This is a genomic window from Photobacterium sp. GB-72 (assembly GCF_003026095.1).
Taxonomy (GTDB): domain Bacteria; phylum Pseudomonadota; class Gammaproteobacteria; order Enterobacterales; family Vibrionaceae; genus Photobacterium.
Genome location: NZ_PYNV01000001.1, coordinates 440331 through 456299, shown reverse-complemented (window position 1 = coordinate 456299; position 15969 = coordinate 440331). Strand labels below are relative to the sequence as shown.

Below are 15969 nucleotides of genomic sequence, written 5' to 3'. Positions count from 1 at the left end.
GCTCAGACAAACATTACCCGATTAATCGGTGGCTAATGGTTAAAATAGCATTCATTAAAGGATTTTCCTTGCCAACAAAAGGCATAAAAGGTGTAATTACCCTTCGAATTTGTAATCCTACTACTATGAGTAATGAAGAGACATGTTAAAGATCTATAACTCGCTCACACGACAGAAAGAGGCATTCACCCCAATCCAGCCTGGTAAAGTAGGCATGTACGTCTGTGGAGTAACGATCTACGATTTGTGTCACATCGGACACGGTCGTACGTTTGTATCTTTTGACGTGGTTTCTCGTTACCTGCGCTATTCTGGTTATGATTTAACATTTGTTCGTAATATCACTGATATCGACGATAAAATCATTAAGCGTGCCGCTGAAAATGGCGAAAGTTGTGATTCATTAACTGAGCGTTTGATCGGTGAAATGCATGCGGATTTTGATGCGTTAGGTATGAAACGTCCAGACGTTGAACCACGTGCGACACAGTTTATCGCAGAAATTATCGCGCTTTGTGAGCGATTAATTGAACGTGGTTTTGCTTATGTTGCTTCTAATGGCGATGTCATGTTTGAAGTGAGCAAGTATGAAGATTACGGTCGTTTATCTAAGCAAGATCTTGACCAACTTCAAGCAGGTGCGCGTGTTGATATCGATATGGCAAAACGTAGCCCGCTAGATTTCGTTTTATGGAAAATGTCTAAACCAGGTGAACCTACGTGGGAATCGCCATGGGGCCCAGGTCGTCCAGGTTGGCACATTGAATGTTCAGCAATGAACTCTGCAATCTTAGGCGATCACTTTGATATTCACGGTGGTGGTTCAGATCTTCAGTTCCCACACCATGAAAACGAAATCGCACAATCTTGCTGTGCACATGATACCCAGTATGTAAATACTTGGATGCACAGTGGCATGGTAATGGTTGACCGCGAGAAGATGTCTAAGTCATTAGGTAACTTCTTCACGATTCGTGATGTATTAAACCACTACGATCCTGAAACGGTACGTTACTTCCTAATGTCTGGTCACTACCGTAGCCAGCTAAACTACAGCGAAGAGAACTTGAAACAAGCGCGTTCTGCACTTGAGCGTCTATACACATCGCTTCGTGGTTTAGACACATCTGTTGAAGCGGCTGGCGGTGAAGAGTTCGTTACTCGTTTTAAAGAAGCGATGGACGATGACTTTAATACACCTGAAGCTTATTCAGTATTGTTTGATATGGCGCGTGAAATTAACCGTTTGAAAACAGATGATGTTGCTACAGCTTCTGCATTAGGTGCACGTATGCGTGAGCTTGCTGATGTACTTGGTCTTCTATCTCAAGAGCCTGAAGCTTTCCTACAAGGTGGTGCTGGTGAAGATGATAATGTGGCTGAAATTGAAGCATTGATTCAACAACGTCTCGATGCGCGTGCAGCAAAAGATTGGGCTGCAGCAGATGACGCTCGTGATAAGTTATTAGCAATGGGCATTATCTTAGAAGATGGTGCACAAGGCACAACATGGCGTCGTAAGTAATTACATCCCCATAAGAAAAAAACCGAGCTAAGTGCTCGGTTTTTTTATATCAGTAATATAAATACGAATTAAGCATCGGTACTTTTGAGTGCGATTGCTGGTGGCCTAATGCCGTTACGTGCAAATTCTTCCATTACACGCAGTGTAATATCAGTTTCAAATAACTTTTCATATTTGGTATCAACCACATAAGCTTTACAAGTCAACATGATAGCTAGGTAGTTATCGGTGATCGTTTGCTTGACTAAAACTGTTACAGGTTTTGGTAGGTGAATATAACGGCTTGATGACGCAGCTTCTTGGATTAAATCGCGGGCTAAACGGATATCTTGATCCATACTAATATAAAAGGGGATCACCACTTGCATATCCAGCGCACCATAGTTACCACTGACGGTGACTTCACTTAAGAATTTGTTGTTTGGTATGGTGATAATATCGTCATTTAAGGTGCGCATACGTACAGAGCGTAAACCGATAGTAATAATGTCACCATAATTGCCTTCAAATGTTACACGATCGCCAACTTGGAAAGGCCTATCAATCATCACGGTTAAGCCTGCAATGAACGAGGCTGCCAAGTCTTTAAGGGCAAAACCAACAGATACCGCAATAGTACCGCCAATCAAAGCTAAGATACGATCATCAACACGGAAACTCATCATAAAGACGGCAATACCCGTCGACATATAAATGAAGAATTGGAAGAAAGATTGTAACTTTTGCAGCAACATTCGACGTTGAGCAAATTGGCTACTGATACCATCAACAATCGATTGAATAAATCGCAGTAATATCCAAGCGGCACAAACCGTTAATGCAGAAAAGAGCACGCCACTCCAACGAATAAGGTTAGCAAATTGCTGGAAGTCCTCAATGTTTGGCATGTCATCAGCAAAAACAGCTGGTGAAAAACTTAGAAATACTAGGCTAAGTAGACAGAATAAACGCTTCATTTATTTCACCAATAAGTGCTGACGGTGGAGAACATTAGTGATATGACGGAACCAGTGATCGGAGATTTTCGCTTTATCATCTGACCATTCAATAAAACCACGACTTTGGAAGTAACGTAACGTACCAATAACTTCATCAAGGCTGAGCTGAGTACATTCAGAGAGCTCTTGCGGGGATGCGACCTCTAACTGCACGATAGAACGTAGCACTGCTAACATCGGCTTTGGCATTTGTTCTAAATCTTCAGATTGTGGTGCTTTAAATAAACGCACCAGTACTTTATCTGTGTCTTTATCTCGCTGCAGAGAGAAACGGAAGAAACGTACAGCAACCGTAGGGTTACCATCAGAGTAATCCCACAAAATACGATAGAAACCTCGTTGAGCTCTTTCTTCTTCTGTTATGTCATCTTCATCCCACTGGCGAGGCAGCACTAACCCTTCAAAGCTTATGGCAAATTCTCCTTCGGAAGAGGTACGAGTTTTTAATAAGTCGCCAATCTGTTGTTCGCTCCAACGTGGCATAAAGGTGACTAAATCAAACAGTAAACGCTCACCACGAGCACGATCAACAAAACGCCAACATGATTTTTCAACCGCAATAATCGCACGATGACTTTTCCGTGTTTTACGCAATAAATTAGTGATACTCATTAGATCTTTTAGTCCACCGACTTTAGGTGTCACCAATCGTTGAGCGTTATCGATGGCAATTAAATAGGTTGTTTCACTATTGCGTAAGTATTCAAGAATATCATCTTCAGAGCTGTCACTAGCAAGCCCAAGAGCGGTAGAGAACTGTTGTAGCAATTCTGCGTAGCCATCATAAGGACAGTTAATGTATATCGGTGTTGCATTTTTAACTTTGTGTAACAAGCGTCGAAGAAGTGTCGTTGTGCCAATGCCACGCTCACCAGAAACAACACAAACTGCGGGTTTATCAGTTAATAAGTAGCCTGAAAGCTGTTTAATTTCTTCTAACGCATAGTCTTCAATGATTGGGCTATCCTCACTACCTGGCTTTACATATTCATACGTAGCGGCACCTTTGATACGAACCATATTGAGTTGTTCGCGAGAGGTTTCTGTTTGTTTAGCAACTTCAATACGGAATAGATAGGCGAGTGCATGACGAAAGAAAATGTACTTTGATAAGTTAGCAACCAGTGTATGTTGAAAGCGACGTAAGGTAAGCCATGCTGCACCTAGTGCTGTTGCTGGAATTGAAAGTAATAATTTATCTTTATGATTGAGCGCCCATTTAATAGAAAGGGGCAGATGTGTCGCGCCTTCTAAGCGCTTAAAGACGATATGTCGCCAACGACGAAGCGTAATTAAGGTTAATAAGATAAAACCAAAGAAGATAATTGACCAAATCCACGCATAGATGGTGCCTTGCCCCAGTGTGCGCGCTGAAATTTGTAGAATTACGCCTGCGGCAATAAATCCCCATACGTATTGGCGAATAGTTGAAAGACGTAATGCGACAACTTCAGCATCGCTATTATTGATGCTATTACGACGCGCAAACTCAAGTATAAATCGCACTGCAATTGAGCCACCAAGGATCCACCATGTGAAGATTTCCAAGTAGATCAAGTGGTGCAAGCTTGGTAATTGAGAAACAATACGGAGTGAGAGCGTGATTGCAATTAACCAACCAATTGGACGGTGCGCTCGACTAATATACCAAATCGCACGAAACAAAAGATTGGGATGCGGGTTATGTTCGAGTTGTGTTTCTCTAAAATGTTCGATCAAACGTGCGCTATTACGCTGCCACCAAGAAAGTAAAAATAAAATAGCGAAAACTTTTAAGGCAACCACAAGAATGGGGACTGGCGAAATCAGCATATCTTTTAGCAAATCATGGAAACTGCGTAATTGATATAAGACCATGTACTGTAAGTTAAGTGCTGTGATTGATAGCTCTAACTTAAATTGTTGAACGCCAAAAGGTCCAAATCCTGTCACCTTATCTTGGATAGCTGATGAACTTAAATTGAGAAGGCGCTCTTTATCTTGGCTAATACTGAGTAGTGAATTGTAAACCGACGACAGTTTTTCCCATGCTTGTTCTTTATCATCACTTTTCTGGTATTTATTCAGTGCTGTTGCCAGTAACTTTTGATGCTTCTTTTGTTGTGAGAGGGTCTTAGACAATAAGGAATTAACTTCTTTAACATCGTTATGAGTGAACAAATGCTGATCAGGTAGCTGATTAATGGCAGTATTTATGCTCGTTGCTGCTTGGGTTAATTCAGGCTGCTCTGATTCAAAAAGGGTTAGCGTAGCAGATGCTGAAGTACTGAATATCAGAATGAAACTACAGAGTAATGAGTATATCGTTAATCGCATTAATTTTTCATATTTCCTGAATGATGAAGACAAAGGTAGACCAAATAAGACGAGAATAATTGTTATCTTGTAAAAGTAAGAATTAGATCACGTCTTAAAGATCAAGTGGTTAATCATTAAAATTAATGGTTTTCTTTAATGATAATTAGATATTTTCAGGGAGTTGTGTTCCACACTTTTTGCAGTAATCAGCATCCACTTCATGACCACTGGTTGCACAATTAGGGCATCGTCTTAGGTTTCGGTGTGTTTTCATTTCTTGATTGAGTTCTGCGGTCAAAATACCGGTCGGAACGGCAAGAATTGAGTAACCGAGTAACATGGTCAATGAAGCTAATGCCTTACCCATTACGGTTTGCGGTACAATATCGCCATAACCAACAGTTGTAATAGTCACGACTGCCCAGTAAATACTTTTAGGGATACTGGTAAAGCCATTTTCAGGGCCTTCAATCAAGAACATTAATGAACCAAATACGGTAACTAGAATTAATACAGAACTAAAGAAAACAAAAATTTTACGTTGGGCATGGCGAAGTGATCGTAAAAGAATATTGGAGTCTTGTAAGAATCTAGCCAGTTTTAGAACACGGAAAATACGTAAAACACGGATTAAACGTACGATCAGTAAATAGTTTGAACCTGGCACAAAGAAAGAAATGTAAGCAGGCACAATGGCAATTAAATCAATGATGCCATAAAAACTTCGCGCGTAAGCGAGAGGGCGCGGCGAACAATACAAGCGCAGAATATACTCTATGGTAAATAAGATCGTGAATAGCCACTCAGCACCTAACAGCGCTGTAGAGAATTTTGATTCAATACTGGCAACAGATGAAATGATTAGGATCAGTTCAGAGCTAACAATAGCGATTATTAAGCCAATATCGAATAGCTGTCCAGCGCGTGTAGAGGTACCAAAAATAATTTGGTAAAGACGTTGTCTTAGAGTCAGTTTAATCATAATTAAGTGTTAGTTAGCCGTAAGCTTGCGCAGAAGTAGGTTATTATTTTGTATGGCATATCAATCAGCAGACTAGTATACCAAAAATAGTATTAGGTAAGTGCGTAAATGATGAGCGTAGATAATTGATAATAAAAAGTCCCGAAAAAATCGAGACTTTATATTTAATTATTATCTTTTATTAGCGAGGTGTTTATGTTGTGACGCTTAAACTAGGCCTGGTAGCATTACTTTTAATCCATTAATAATAAATTCGATACCAAGTGCGGCAAGGATCAAACCCATGATACGAGTAATAACGTTAATTCCTGTTTGACCTAGGAAGCGAACAATTAATGGTGCAGAGCGAAACAGTAACCAACAGCCAAAAGCAAATACAACGATGGTAATGGCAATGCCAATCGTTGATGTCATTGTTGGATACTTGGAACCATAAACAATGGTTGAACTGATAGCACCTGGTCCTGCCATTAAAGGCATTGCAAGTGGCACCACACCGACTTGTTCACGTATGGCTGACTCTGATTTCTCTTCTTTATTTTGTTTCACCTCGCCAATCTTACCGCTCATCATTGAAAAAGCGATACTCAGCAACAGTAAGCCGCCGGCGACTCGGAATGAATCAATAGAGATACTAAAGAGATCCAGTAAGTGTTGGCCAGCAACAAGTGCCACTACCAGTATGATAACAACAGCTGTATTGGTTGTTAACGCAGTTTTATTACGCTCTTCAGGTGTCATTGAACCAGTTAATGACACGAAAACAGGCATAATACCAACAGGGTTTACCGTTGCAAAAAGCCCGACAAAAAAGTGTAAAAATATTCCTATTTCAATGGCTTGCATGATTTTCTCAGTTAGATTTCACTAGGTGTAAGTCATGAGAATAGTATTAATCAATACAGTTGATCTCAGAGTAAAAAAGCCTCGTATATAAGGCGTAGTTATTAACTTAACAATTAGGTTATGCACGCTAATTTTTTGACAGGTAAAACCAATGTTAATTAATCACTCGATGATATTTTAATCTTAAATTATTAGCCTAACCACAAAAAAAAGCCTGCTTTTAAAATTCTAGTGAAAGATTTCTCCATTATTTTTAAATAAACTTTTATTGTTGAAAACATGAACTACTATGGTGAAACGAAATGCTTATTAATAGTAATGACTCAACATTGACCAATTGGTATATGAAAAGGTGATAATTATCACAAGTAGACAAATGTAGGGCTAGTAAATGTATTTTTATTACGTAATATTTCTCCTTGTGAAATAAGTGGTTATTGTCGCTAAGATGTGAAATATTAGTAAAAAGATTGATTCTATAGAGTATGTGTTTGTTTTTTTGCTCATTTTTATGGTTTTTAGGTGTAAATTAATCATCAGAGCTAACACTGATCTAAATCAAATCTTTTTAGAATGTGAATAAATATAATTAATTTTGAAAGTAATTTACTAAGTGTGTGATTTTCTTAGTTCGAGAATTAAGAATGAAGCCGTATCCTTACTAAAAAGTTTTCAATCTTAAGGTAGGAGTCTACTATGCCTGTTACAAATATCACTGAACTAGATGCAATGGTTGCTCGCGTTAAAGCGGCACAAAAAGAATTTGCAACTTTCTCTCAAGAGCAAGTGGATAAAATTTTCCGCGCTGCTTCTCTTGCTGCAAACAACGCACGTATTCCTCTCGCTCAGCAAGCTGTTGCTGAATCTGGCATGGGTATCATCGAAGACAAGGTTATTAAAAACCACTTCGCTTCTGAATTTATCTACAACAAATACAAAGACGAAAAGACATGCGGTATCTTGGAAGAGAACGATGAGTTCGGCACCATGACTATTGCTGAGCCTGTAGGTATTATTTGTGGTATTGTTCCAACGACTAACCCGACATCTACAGCTATCTTCAAATCGTTAATCTCTCTTAAAACACGTAACGCAATTATTTTCTCGCCACACCCGCGTGCTAAAAACTCAACTAACGCTGCTGCTAAATTAGTATTAGATGCCGCTGTTGCCGCAGGTGCACCTAAAGATATTATTGGCTGGATTGATCAACCATCAGTTGAACTATCTAACGCACTAATGAAGCACGATGATATCAACCTTATCCTTGCGACTGGTGGTCCAGGCATGGTTAAAGCAGCTTACTCTTCAGGTAAACCTGCTATCGGTGTTGGTGCGGGTAACGTGCCTGTTGTTATCGATGAAACAGCTGATATTAAGCGTGCTGTTGCATCAGTACTTATGTCAAAAACGTTTGATAACGGTGTTGTTTGTGCCTCAGAGCAAGCTGTAATCGTTATGGACGAAGTCTATGATGAAGTGAAAGAGCGTTTTGCTTCTCACAATGGCTACGTTTTATCAAAAGATGAGGCAGAGAAAGTACGTAAAGTTCTGCTTATCAACGGTAACCTTAATGCAGATATCGTAGGTCAGCCAGCAACGAAGATCGCAGAAATGGCGGGTGTTACTGTTCCTGCTAATACTAAGATCCTTATTGGTGAAGGTGAGCAAGTTTCTTTCGACGATGAGTTCGCACACGAGAAACTATCTCCTACATTAGGTATGTTCCGCGCGTCTTCATTTGAAAATGCAGTAGATCAAGCAGTAACAATGGTAGAGATTGGTGGTATCGGTCATACATCTGGCTTATACACGAATCAAGACACTAACGCTGACCGTATTAAGTACTTCGGCGACAAAATGAAAACAGCACGTATTCTTGTGAATATCCCAACAACTCATGGTGGTATCGGTGATCTTTACAACTTTAACGTTGCGCCTTCGTTAACTCTAGGTTGTGGTTCATGGGGTGGTAACTCTATCTCTGAGAACGTAGGTCCTAAGCACCTTATCAACAAGAAGACAGTAGCGAAGCGAGCTGAAAATATGTTGTGGCATAAACTACCTAAATCAATTTACTTCCGTCGTGGTAGCCTTCCAATTGCACTTAGCGATTTAGAAGGTAAGAAGCGTGCGTTCTTAGTAACAGACCGTTTCCTATTTAATAACGGTTACGCAGATGAAATCGTATCTTTGCTTAAAGCACAAGGTATCGAAGTTCAAACATTCTTTGATGTAGAAGCGGATCCAACACTGTCTGTTGTTGAGAAAGGCGCTGAAGCAATGAAGAGCTTCCAACCTGATGTGATTATTGCACTCGGTGGTGGTTCGCCAATGGATGCTGCGAAGATCATGTGGGTAATGTATGAGCACCCAGAAACGCACTTCGAAGAACTAGCAATGCGCTTCATGGACATCCGTAAACGTATTTACAAGTTCCCTAAAATGGGTAAGAAAGCTGAACTAGTATGTATCACTACTACATCTGGTACAGGTTCTGAAGTAACACCATTTGCGGTTGTAACTGACGATAAAACAGGTGCTAAGTACCCACTAGCTGACTACGAACTAACGCCTAACATGGCAATCGTTGATGCTAACCTTGTAATGAACATGCCTAAGTCTCTAACAGCGTTTGGTGGTTACGATGCCGTCACTCACGCACTAGAAGCTTACGTATCAGTTCTTGCTAACGAATACTCTGATGGTCAAGCACTTCAAGCACTAAGAATGCTAAAAGAGTACTTACCATCAAGCTATGCAAATGGTGCTAATGACCCAATCGCACGTGAGAAAGTACACAATGCGGCAACTATCGCGGGTATCGCATTTGCGAACGCATTCCTAGGTGTATGCCACTCAATGGCGCACAAACTAGGTGCCGAGTTCCACGTACCACACGGTCTTGCTAACGCATTGTTGATTTCTAACGTTGTTCGTTACAACGCGAATGATAATCCAACAAAGCAAACAGCATTCTCACAGTACGCAAGCCCACAAGCGCGTCGTCGTTATGCTGAAGTTGCTGATCACTTAGGTCTATCACATGCGGGTGACCGTACTGCACAGAAAATTGAGCGTCTACTAACTTGGTTAGACGAATTGAAAGTGAATCTTCAGATTCCAATGTCAATCCAAGAAGCAGGCGTTTCAGAAGCTGATTTCCTTGCGAAAGTTGATGAGTTAGCGGTAGAAGCGTTTGATGACCAGTGTACTGGTGCAAACCCTCGTTATCCTCTAATCTCTGAGCTTAAAGATGTACTAATGGCATCTTACTACGGTAAGCCTTTCATTGAAGGTGAAGCGTTTGAAGGCACAACAGTGATTAAAAAATCAGAGCCAGTGAAAACCACTAAAGGTAAAAAAGCAAAAGCTTAATACCTAGCGTTGATTGAAAAAAAGCCCGCTAACTTAGCGGGCTTTTTTATATCTTATAGATGGTTATATCAAACACTCTGCTTCAAGTATCCTGCCATTGAAGGAATCATTAGTAATAATGTATTCCGTGCAACTGACTATTTCTACTTGTAATCGTGTATGGAGCATTGTCTGATTATCTGAAGTAATTGGAATAATGGCACCCACTCGGATATTCAAAGAAGATAATTCTTTAGACCAGCCAAAAGTTAAGCCTTGTATTACTGATTTACTAGTATCGGAAAGGTGAGCGTGATGGTGAGATGGTTGTAAGGCTAAATTAATAATAACAGCAGGTTGTTTGTTGTCTTGCATCATTGTTGCTGCTATTTGTCCAACGCTAAAAAAAGTGGTTGCGTTGTTACACATTACATCATTGAATTTATTAATTGCATTGGGCTCAAGAATACTTGGTGTATTCGTACATTTTGGCCATGTATTGAGTAAGACATTAAATGTACCTAGTTGGCGCTGAATATTGGTAAAGACTTGTTTAATTGAATGCGGTTGGGTGTTTTTTAAATGAAAGATGTTGATATGACGAGAGAATTGAGAACAAGCATTCTGTGTTGCCTCTAAATTTTGGATGTCATTATCAACGAGCGCAAGTTTTGCCCCTAATGATGCAAAATGAAGAGCTATGGCTTTACCGATGAGAGTACCTGCAGCAGTGATGACTATTACAGATTGATCAATAAGCATAGTAGTATCATCCCAAAATTATCATGTTAATATGGCATTAACTGATCAGACCAAAAGTAGTTAAGAACCATATTAGTTAGCGCTTTCACAATAGAATAATTGGATGTGACAATGTTTGATTGCGCTCACAAAGATACCTATTGGGTATCATTGCTGGGTTGGCAGATAGTTATATGAATATTAAGCGGCGTGATAAAGCTCAGAAGTTCGCTTTGCATGAATAAGCGAAGCATATAAGTTTTTTGGTGATGCCGAGATAGGACGAGGCTCTTCTGGTGGAAGCTTGCGACGTTCGTGTACTGAAAGGTTGTGAAAGATATCTTCAGGTAATCCTTTAGTGTTCTCTGCTGGGAACGTTAACGCTGTGGGTTGCAGGCCGTGTAGTAAACGGGTACTCGCAATACCTGATTCATGGAAAGCTTTTGCCTGATCCGCAGAGCGTTGGTAACAATGTTTTGATGTGGTCAGCGGTTGAGGAAAAGGTAGCTCAAAATAAGCACGTAGTTGTTGCTCTGTTTGAATCTGCTCAGGCTCGTTATCTTGCGGTGTGTTTTCCATTAATTCAGAAGATAGCAATGCAAGCATTAATGAGAAATCAGCACGACGACCAGATTCAACCGCTTGGTTGAGTCCTGTACCGAGCTGGATCTCATTGATCAGCATATTATCTAAAGAAATGTGTTGCATGGAAAAGTAAGCCTTAATCATAGTGATAGTCTTTATATCGACATCAATGCCAAGAGCTTTAATTTTTTATATTATTAATAAAAATAAAAAAGCCCTGTCGTGATAACACGACAGGGCTTTCAAAAGGTATTAACCGAGAAGATTAAAACTTAGGTTTGACACCGAACTGGTGAGCAGCATAAGCGACACGCTCTTCAGGTGTTGGCGTATGTGCAGAAGTACCGATATTTTCAATATGGCGAAGGCGAGGGAGTAAACCACAACCATTTGCAATTTGAATGGCCAATCCTGGTCGAGCATTGAGCTCTAGCACCATAGGGCCTTTCACTTTGTCTAACACCATATCTGTACCCATGTAGCCTAAGCCTGTCATTTCCCAAGCACTCGCAGCAAGCGTTAGTAGCTTGTTCCAATTAGGTACTTGAAGCTCGCTGAGTAAACGATCAGTATCTGGGTGGTGTTCAATTGGCTGATTAAATTGAACTGCTCGTACCGCTTTACCTGACGCGATATCAATCCCGACACCGACAGCACCTTGGTGCAAGTTTGCTTTGCCATCGGACGCAGAGGTCGAACAACGCATCATCGCCATCACAGGATAGCCTTTAAATACGATGACACGAACATCAGGTACACCTTCAAAACTAAAGCCATCAAAAACATTATCAAATTGGATCAAGTTTTCGACCATGGCGACATCATTTTTACCACCCAACGAGAATAGTCCCGCGAGGGTATTGGTAATATGACGTTCAACATCTTGTTTATTGATTTCAGCACCAGACGGTTTTACATAAATACCGTCTTTGTGCTTAACAATAACTAAAATGCCTTTACCGCCCGAGCCTTGTGCGGGCTTAATCACAAATCCAGGCCAATCTTTTACCATATCGTGGATTTTTTTTACTGAGCCTTGGCTATCGATAACACCGATCAAATCAGGAACGGTTGCACCAGCTTGTTGGGCGATAAATTTTGTTTTTAATTTATCATCAACAAGAGGATAAAGGCTGCGATCATTATAGCGACCAATGTAGCTATGATTACGCTTGTTCATCCCCATGATGCCACGTTCTTTCAGCTTGTTTGGTGAAGTAAAACGTGCAAGTAAATTCATCGATTAATCCTCAGTTAGCGGCTTAAAACGACGAAGTTCACTTAAACGATAACCTGTGTAGTTACCTAGCATTAGGATGGCAGCTAGAATGATGAACTGCACACCAATGAAGTTAAATGTTAGGTGACGGATCATAGGGTTCGTCATTGCAAGGTACACAAGGATCGCAGTGAGTAGTGAACCACCACCTTGTACGAAGACTTCTTTCGCCCCTTCTTCTTCCCATAGAATCGACATACGTTCGATAGTCCATGACAAGATGATCATTGGGAAGAAGGTAATTGTTAGACCTTCAATAAGACCAATCTTAAAGGCGACAACCGTGAATATTGAAATGATCAATATTACGGTAATAATCACCGCGGATATTCGCGAGACTAAGAGTAAGTTCAACTTCGATAAATAACTTCGAATAATTAAACCTGTACCAACAATTAATAAGAAACCGACAATACCCGTTAATAATTGTGTTTGGACAAACGCAACCGCGATTAATACCGGCATGAAAGTACCAGAGGTTTTCAAGCCAATAATAACGCGAAGGAATACCACAATTAGTGCACCAATCGGAACAAGCATAATAGTTTTAAACATTGCTTGTTCTTCGAGTGGTAATGAGTGGATTGAGAAGTTTAATAAATCTTCGGCTTTAATCTTCTCTTGCGTAGCGCGCTGTGGTGTGATGTCTTGGGCAATGATAGAAAAACTAATATTAGAATTTCGACCACCAACAACATCTAGCATCGCACTGCCTTGTTGGTTCCAAATCATTACATCAGATGGTTTGCCTTCTTCACCAGTGGTAAGGTTGAAGAGCTTCCAACTATTGTTATCCCACACTTCAACCATCGGCATCACTGTTTGGCGACGACGACCATCTTCAAGTTTTAAACCGCTAACAATACGCGAATGAATACCTTCAAGTGAAAGTAAATTCGTAATTGCTTCTTGCAGACTCATAGAATCAAGTAATACAGATGCGTTTTGGTTTTGTTTATCTTGTAATTGGCGAATAAGTTCACGGGTAAACGTGGTGTTGTTCGCAGATAAATTACGCGCCTGTGTTAACAGTGCTGTTGCTGCTGTTTGTTGTGGGTTACTTAAACTAACCGCTGCAGGTTCACCTTTCGGTGGGATCTCTTTGTACTGTGCTTGATCATCAACAAGAAGCTGAGTTTTGTAGTAAAGCACTTGCTTACCCATTGCGGTACGCGTAGCCCAGTCAGCTTGGTGACCTTCTTTCGTATCATGAATAAGTACAGAGTAGCCAGGAGGAGACGACGTACTTTCATCAATTAAGGTAAAGCCTTCCTGTGTTTCAGGCGTGGCCATTTTAACTTGTACAGGATCACCAACAGCATCGAATTGAACACGTGCTTCAACTTCCCACACTGCACGCTCTTCGCCTGGTGTCCACGGCACACCGTAGACATCGTGGCGATACATGCTCAGCCCTAAACCTGCAATAATAAGCAGTGAAATAAGGATATAAAAAGGTACTCTAGACGTCATGACATCCTCATCATTTATTTATTAGCACTAACTGGCTCTGGTTTTGGCTCAGTTTTTCCTTGAACAAATTCTTTACCCACATCAACGAGTGCAATGTCTTTAAAGAACTCACGACCTAATAAAACAGGGAAATCCATCTTAGTTCGATCTGCAAGCGTGAATTGCGCTTTTTCATGTAAATTGCCAAGCGTGATCCAAGCTTCAATTACAGGGCGACGTACCGCATCTTCTGAAGTTGATTGACGGATACGAACCCAACGCAGAATAGGTGCTTCGATAGTTTCAGGTGTTGCTTTATCGTTTTGTGCTTTTTCTTCTGGTGTATCTTCTGCTGAATCATGACTCAGGTTAAAACGTACCCATTCTTTTCCATCTCGTTCAAAAGTTTGTACATCAACAGCATTTAAAGAAGAGGTGGTTGCACCTGTATCGACACGTGCTTTAAAGAATGATTTAACCGAATCAAGCCAAACCCATTCTTCCTGACCAAGGATAGCTTTACCATTGGCTTGGGTTGGATTATCTTCAATTTTAGGCTCAACAGGCACTCGAACAATTTGTTTTTCAACAATAACTTTAGGCTTTTCTAGGCTTTTTTGCTTAATAAACTTTAGATCTTTAGATATAGACGCTAATTTACTTTCGAGTTCGGTAATATATTGCTGTTGTGAATCCATTCGGGTAGAAACAGTATCTAATTGAGAATTAATATTCTGTTCTACGTTGCTGATCGCTGCCAAGGTTTCTTGATGATCTTGAGGCTGCGTGTTTGAACACCCTGTCAGTATTGCAATTGTGATTAATGGTACGCTGAAGCGAAGCATCATATCTCCTATGTGCGTCTATTTTCTAATGTCGACCGTAGTTTACCTTACAAAAAGGGATGCGAACAGCATCCCAGTGTCAGTTACTAGTCAGGATTGCGGGCTATTAAAACCGCACGTTTTGGTGCTGGATATCCTTCGATAGTTTTTGACGGATTTTCTGGATCTAAATATTCCGGAAGGGAATTATTTGTCATCCAATCTGTCGTTCTTTGCTCATCTGTTGTTGTTATATTCTCATCAACAATACGCACATCAACAAAGCCACATTTTTCCATCCACACTTTTAATGCTTTTGCTGATGGGAAGAAATAAACATTGTGCATTTGGGCGTAGCGGTGAGTTGGAACCAATACCGCATTTTCATCACCATCAATCACCAATGTTTCTAGAATGACTTCACCGCCTTTACGCAGTTGATTCTTTAATTGAATGATATGATCGAGTGGTGAACGACGGTGGTACAGGACCCCCATACTAAATACCGTATCAAATGCTTTTAATTCCGGCAGATCTTCAATACCTAATGGTAATAAGAATGCGCGATCATCGTTGCCCATTAATCGCTTAATGGCTTCAAATTGAATTAAAAATAAGCTTGATGGGTCGATACCGACGGTAAGCTTTGCACCTTCACCCAACATGCGCCATATATGATAGCCATTACCACAGCCTACATCTAATACGCTACGGCCTTTTAGTGGTGTAATGTGAGGCAGTACACGATCCCATTTCCAATCTGAGCGCCATTCAGTATCGATATGAATATCGTGCATGGTGAATGGGCCTTTACGCCAAGGGTGAAGCAAACGTAATAGACTTTCTAAACGTTTTTTCTCACCATCGGCAATCGGGACTTCATTACGAACACTGACTTCATTTTTTAAATCAATAATATCGGGTTTATCGGTTGGGAACTTTTGCAATGCGCGAACCCAACGAGCCATATCACCGTGCTCTCTATTTTCCCAATCACTTAATTGTTTAGGTAGAGTATTTAGCCATGGACGTAATGTTTCATGCTGGGCAAGAAGCTGATAAAAATCAGAAAAACTAAACAT

The 15969-nt window shown here is 40.4% G+C and carries 12 protein-coding genes; 2 read left to right on the top strand and 10 right to left on the bottom strand.

Annotated elements, in window-relative coordinates:
* Positions 1 to 142 precede the first annotated feature (142 nt).
* Positions 143 to 1525 (top strand): cysteine--tRNA ligase, encoded by a 1383-nt coding sequence (cysS, locus tag C9J40_RS01950; protein ID WP_107245560.1) that lies wholly within the window; start codon positions 143 to 145, stop codon positions 1523 to 1525.
* Positions 1526 to 1593: 68 nt separating this feature from the next.
* On the opposite strand, the gene C9J40_RS01945 is transcribed toward cysS, so the two are convergent.
* The 4 genes from C9J40_RS01945 to C9J40_RS01930 all read right to left on the bottom strand — a co-directional run bounded on the left by C9J40_RS01945 (position 1594) and on the right by C9J40_RS01930 (position 6649).
* Positions 1594 to 2481 carry a mechanosensitive ion channel family protein gene (locus C9J40_RS01945; protein ID WP_107245558.1) on the bottom strand — a complete coding sequence of 296 codons (888 nt, stop codon included), beginning with the start codon at positions 2479 to 2481 and terminating at the stop codon, positions 1594 to 1596.
* Positions 2482 to 4839: an AAA family ATPase gene (locus C9J40_RS01940; RefSeq protein WP_107245556.1), complete on the bottom strand. Its 2358-nt coding sequence runs from the start codon at positions 4837 to 4839 to the stop codon at positions 2482 to 2484.
* A 145-nt stretch (positions 4840 to 4984) separates the two neighbouring features.
* Positions 4985 to 5803, bottom strand: a complete 819-nt coding sequence (locus C9J40_RS01935) for an ion transporter (RefSeq protein WP_005370644.1) — start codon at positions 5801 to 5803, stop codon at positions 4985 to 4987.
* Between the two features lie 207 nt (positions 5804 to 6010).
* Entirely contained in the window at positions 6011 to 6649 is a 639-nt protein-coding gene (locus C9J40_RS01930) for a YchE family NAAT transporter (RefSeq protein ID WP_045127240.1), read from the bottom strand.
* 696 nt (positions 6650 to 7345) lie between these two features.
* Between C9J40_RS01930 and adhE the strand changes: the two genes are divergently transcribed.
* Positions 7346 to 10027 carry a bifunctional acetaldehyde-CoA/alcohol dehydrogenase gene (gene adhE / locus C9J40_RS01925; protein WP_107205612.1) on the top strand — a complete coding sequence of 894 codons (2682 nt, stop codon included), beginning with the start codon at positions 7346 to 7348 and terminating at the stop codon, positions 10025 to 10027.
* Positions 10028 to 10090: 63 nt separating this feature from the next.
* On the opposite strand, the gene C9J40_RS01920 is transcribed toward adhE, so the two are convergent.
* From C9J40_RS01920 to cmoB, 6 genes are all read right to left on the bottom strand, one after another.
* A complete protein-coding gene (locus tag C9J40_RS01920) occupies positions 10091 to 10768 on the bottom strand; it encodes an SDR family NAD(P)-dependent oxidoreductase (protein WP_107205613.1) in 678 nt (225 codons plus the stop codon).
* 180 nt (positions 10769 to 10948) lie between these two features.
* Positions 10949 to 11455: a VC2046/SO_2500 family protein gene (locus C9J40_RS01915; RefSeq protein WP_107205614.1), complete on the bottom strand. Its 507-nt coding sequence runs from the start codon at positions 11453 to 11455 to the stop codon at positions 10949 to 10951.
* A 142-nt stretch (positions 11456 to 11597) separates the two neighbouring features.
* Positions 11598 to 12572: an alpha-L-glutamate ligase-like protein gene (locus C9J40_RS01910; protein WP_105060595.1), complete on the bottom strand. Its 975-nt coding sequence runs from the start codon at positions 12570 to 12572 to the stop codon at positions 11598 to 11600.
* A 3-nt stretch (positions 12573 to 12575) separates the two neighbouring features.
* Entirely contained in the window at positions 12576 to 14084 is a 1509-nt protein-coding gene (locus C9J40_RS01905; protein WP_107245555.1) for an inactive transglutaminase family protein, read from the bottom strand.
* Positions 14085 to 14098: 14 nt separating this feature from the next.
* Complete coding sequence (locus C9J40_RS01900) at positions 14099 to 14908, bottom strand: ATP-dependent zinc protease (RefSeq protein WP_107245553.1); 810 nt, start codon at positions 14906 to 14908, stop codon at positions 14099 to 14101.
* Between the two features lie 86 nt (positions 14909 to 14994).
* A complete protein-coding gene (cmoB, locus tag C9J40_RS01895) occupies positions 14995 to 15969 on the bottom strand; it encodes a tRNA 5-methoxyuridine(34)/uridine 5-oxyacetic acid(34) synthase CmoB (protein WP_107245551.1) in 975 nt (324 codons plus the stop codon).

Coding starts and splice junctions, on each gene's coding strand:
- C9J40_RS01940 (WP_107245556.1), bottom strand. CDS start 4,839: ATGCGATTAACGATATACTCATTACTCTGTAGTTTCATTCTGATATTC.
- adhE (WP_107205612.1), top strand. CDS start 7,346: ATGCCTGTTACAAATATCACTGAACTAGATGCAATGGTTGCTCGCGTT.
- C9J40_RS01930 (WP_045127240.1), bottom strand. CDS start 6,649: ATGCAAGCCATTGAAATAGGAATATTTTTACACTTTTTTGTCGGGCTT.
- C9J40_RS01905 (WP_107245555.1), bottom strand. CDS start 14,084: ATGACGTCTAGAGTACCTTTTTATATCCTTATTTCACTGCTTATTATT.
- C9J40_RS01935 (WP_005370644.1), bottom strand. CDS start 5,803: ATGATTAAACTGACTCTAAGACAACGTCTTTACCAAATTATTTTTGGT.
- C9J40_RS01945 (WP_107245558.1), bottom strand. CDS start 2,481: ATGAAGCGTTTATTCTGTCTACTTAGCCTAGTATTTCTAAGTTTTTCA.
- cysS (WP_107245560.1), top strand. CDS start 143: ATGTTAAAGATCTATAACTCGCTCACACGACAGAAAGAGGCATTCACC.
- C9J40_RS01910 (WP_105060595.1), bottom strand. CDS start 12,572: ATGAATTTACTTGCACGTTTTACTTCACCAAACAAGCTGAAAGAACGT.
- cmoB (WP_107245551.1), bottom strand. CDS start 15,969: ATGTTTAGTTTTTCTGATTTTTATCAGCTTCTTGCCCAGCATGAAACA.
- C9J40_RS01900 (WP_107245553.1), bottom strand. CDS start 14,908: ATGCTTCGCTTCAGCGTACCATTAATCACAATTGCAATACTGACAGGG.
- C9J40_RS01915 (WP_107205614.1), bottom strand. CDS start 11,455: ATGCAACACATTTCTTTAGATAATATGCTGATCAATGAGATCCAGCTC.
- C9J40_RS01920 (WP_107205613.1), bottom strand. CDS start 10,768: ATGCTTATTGATCAATCTGTAATAGTCATCACTGCTGCAGGTACTCTC.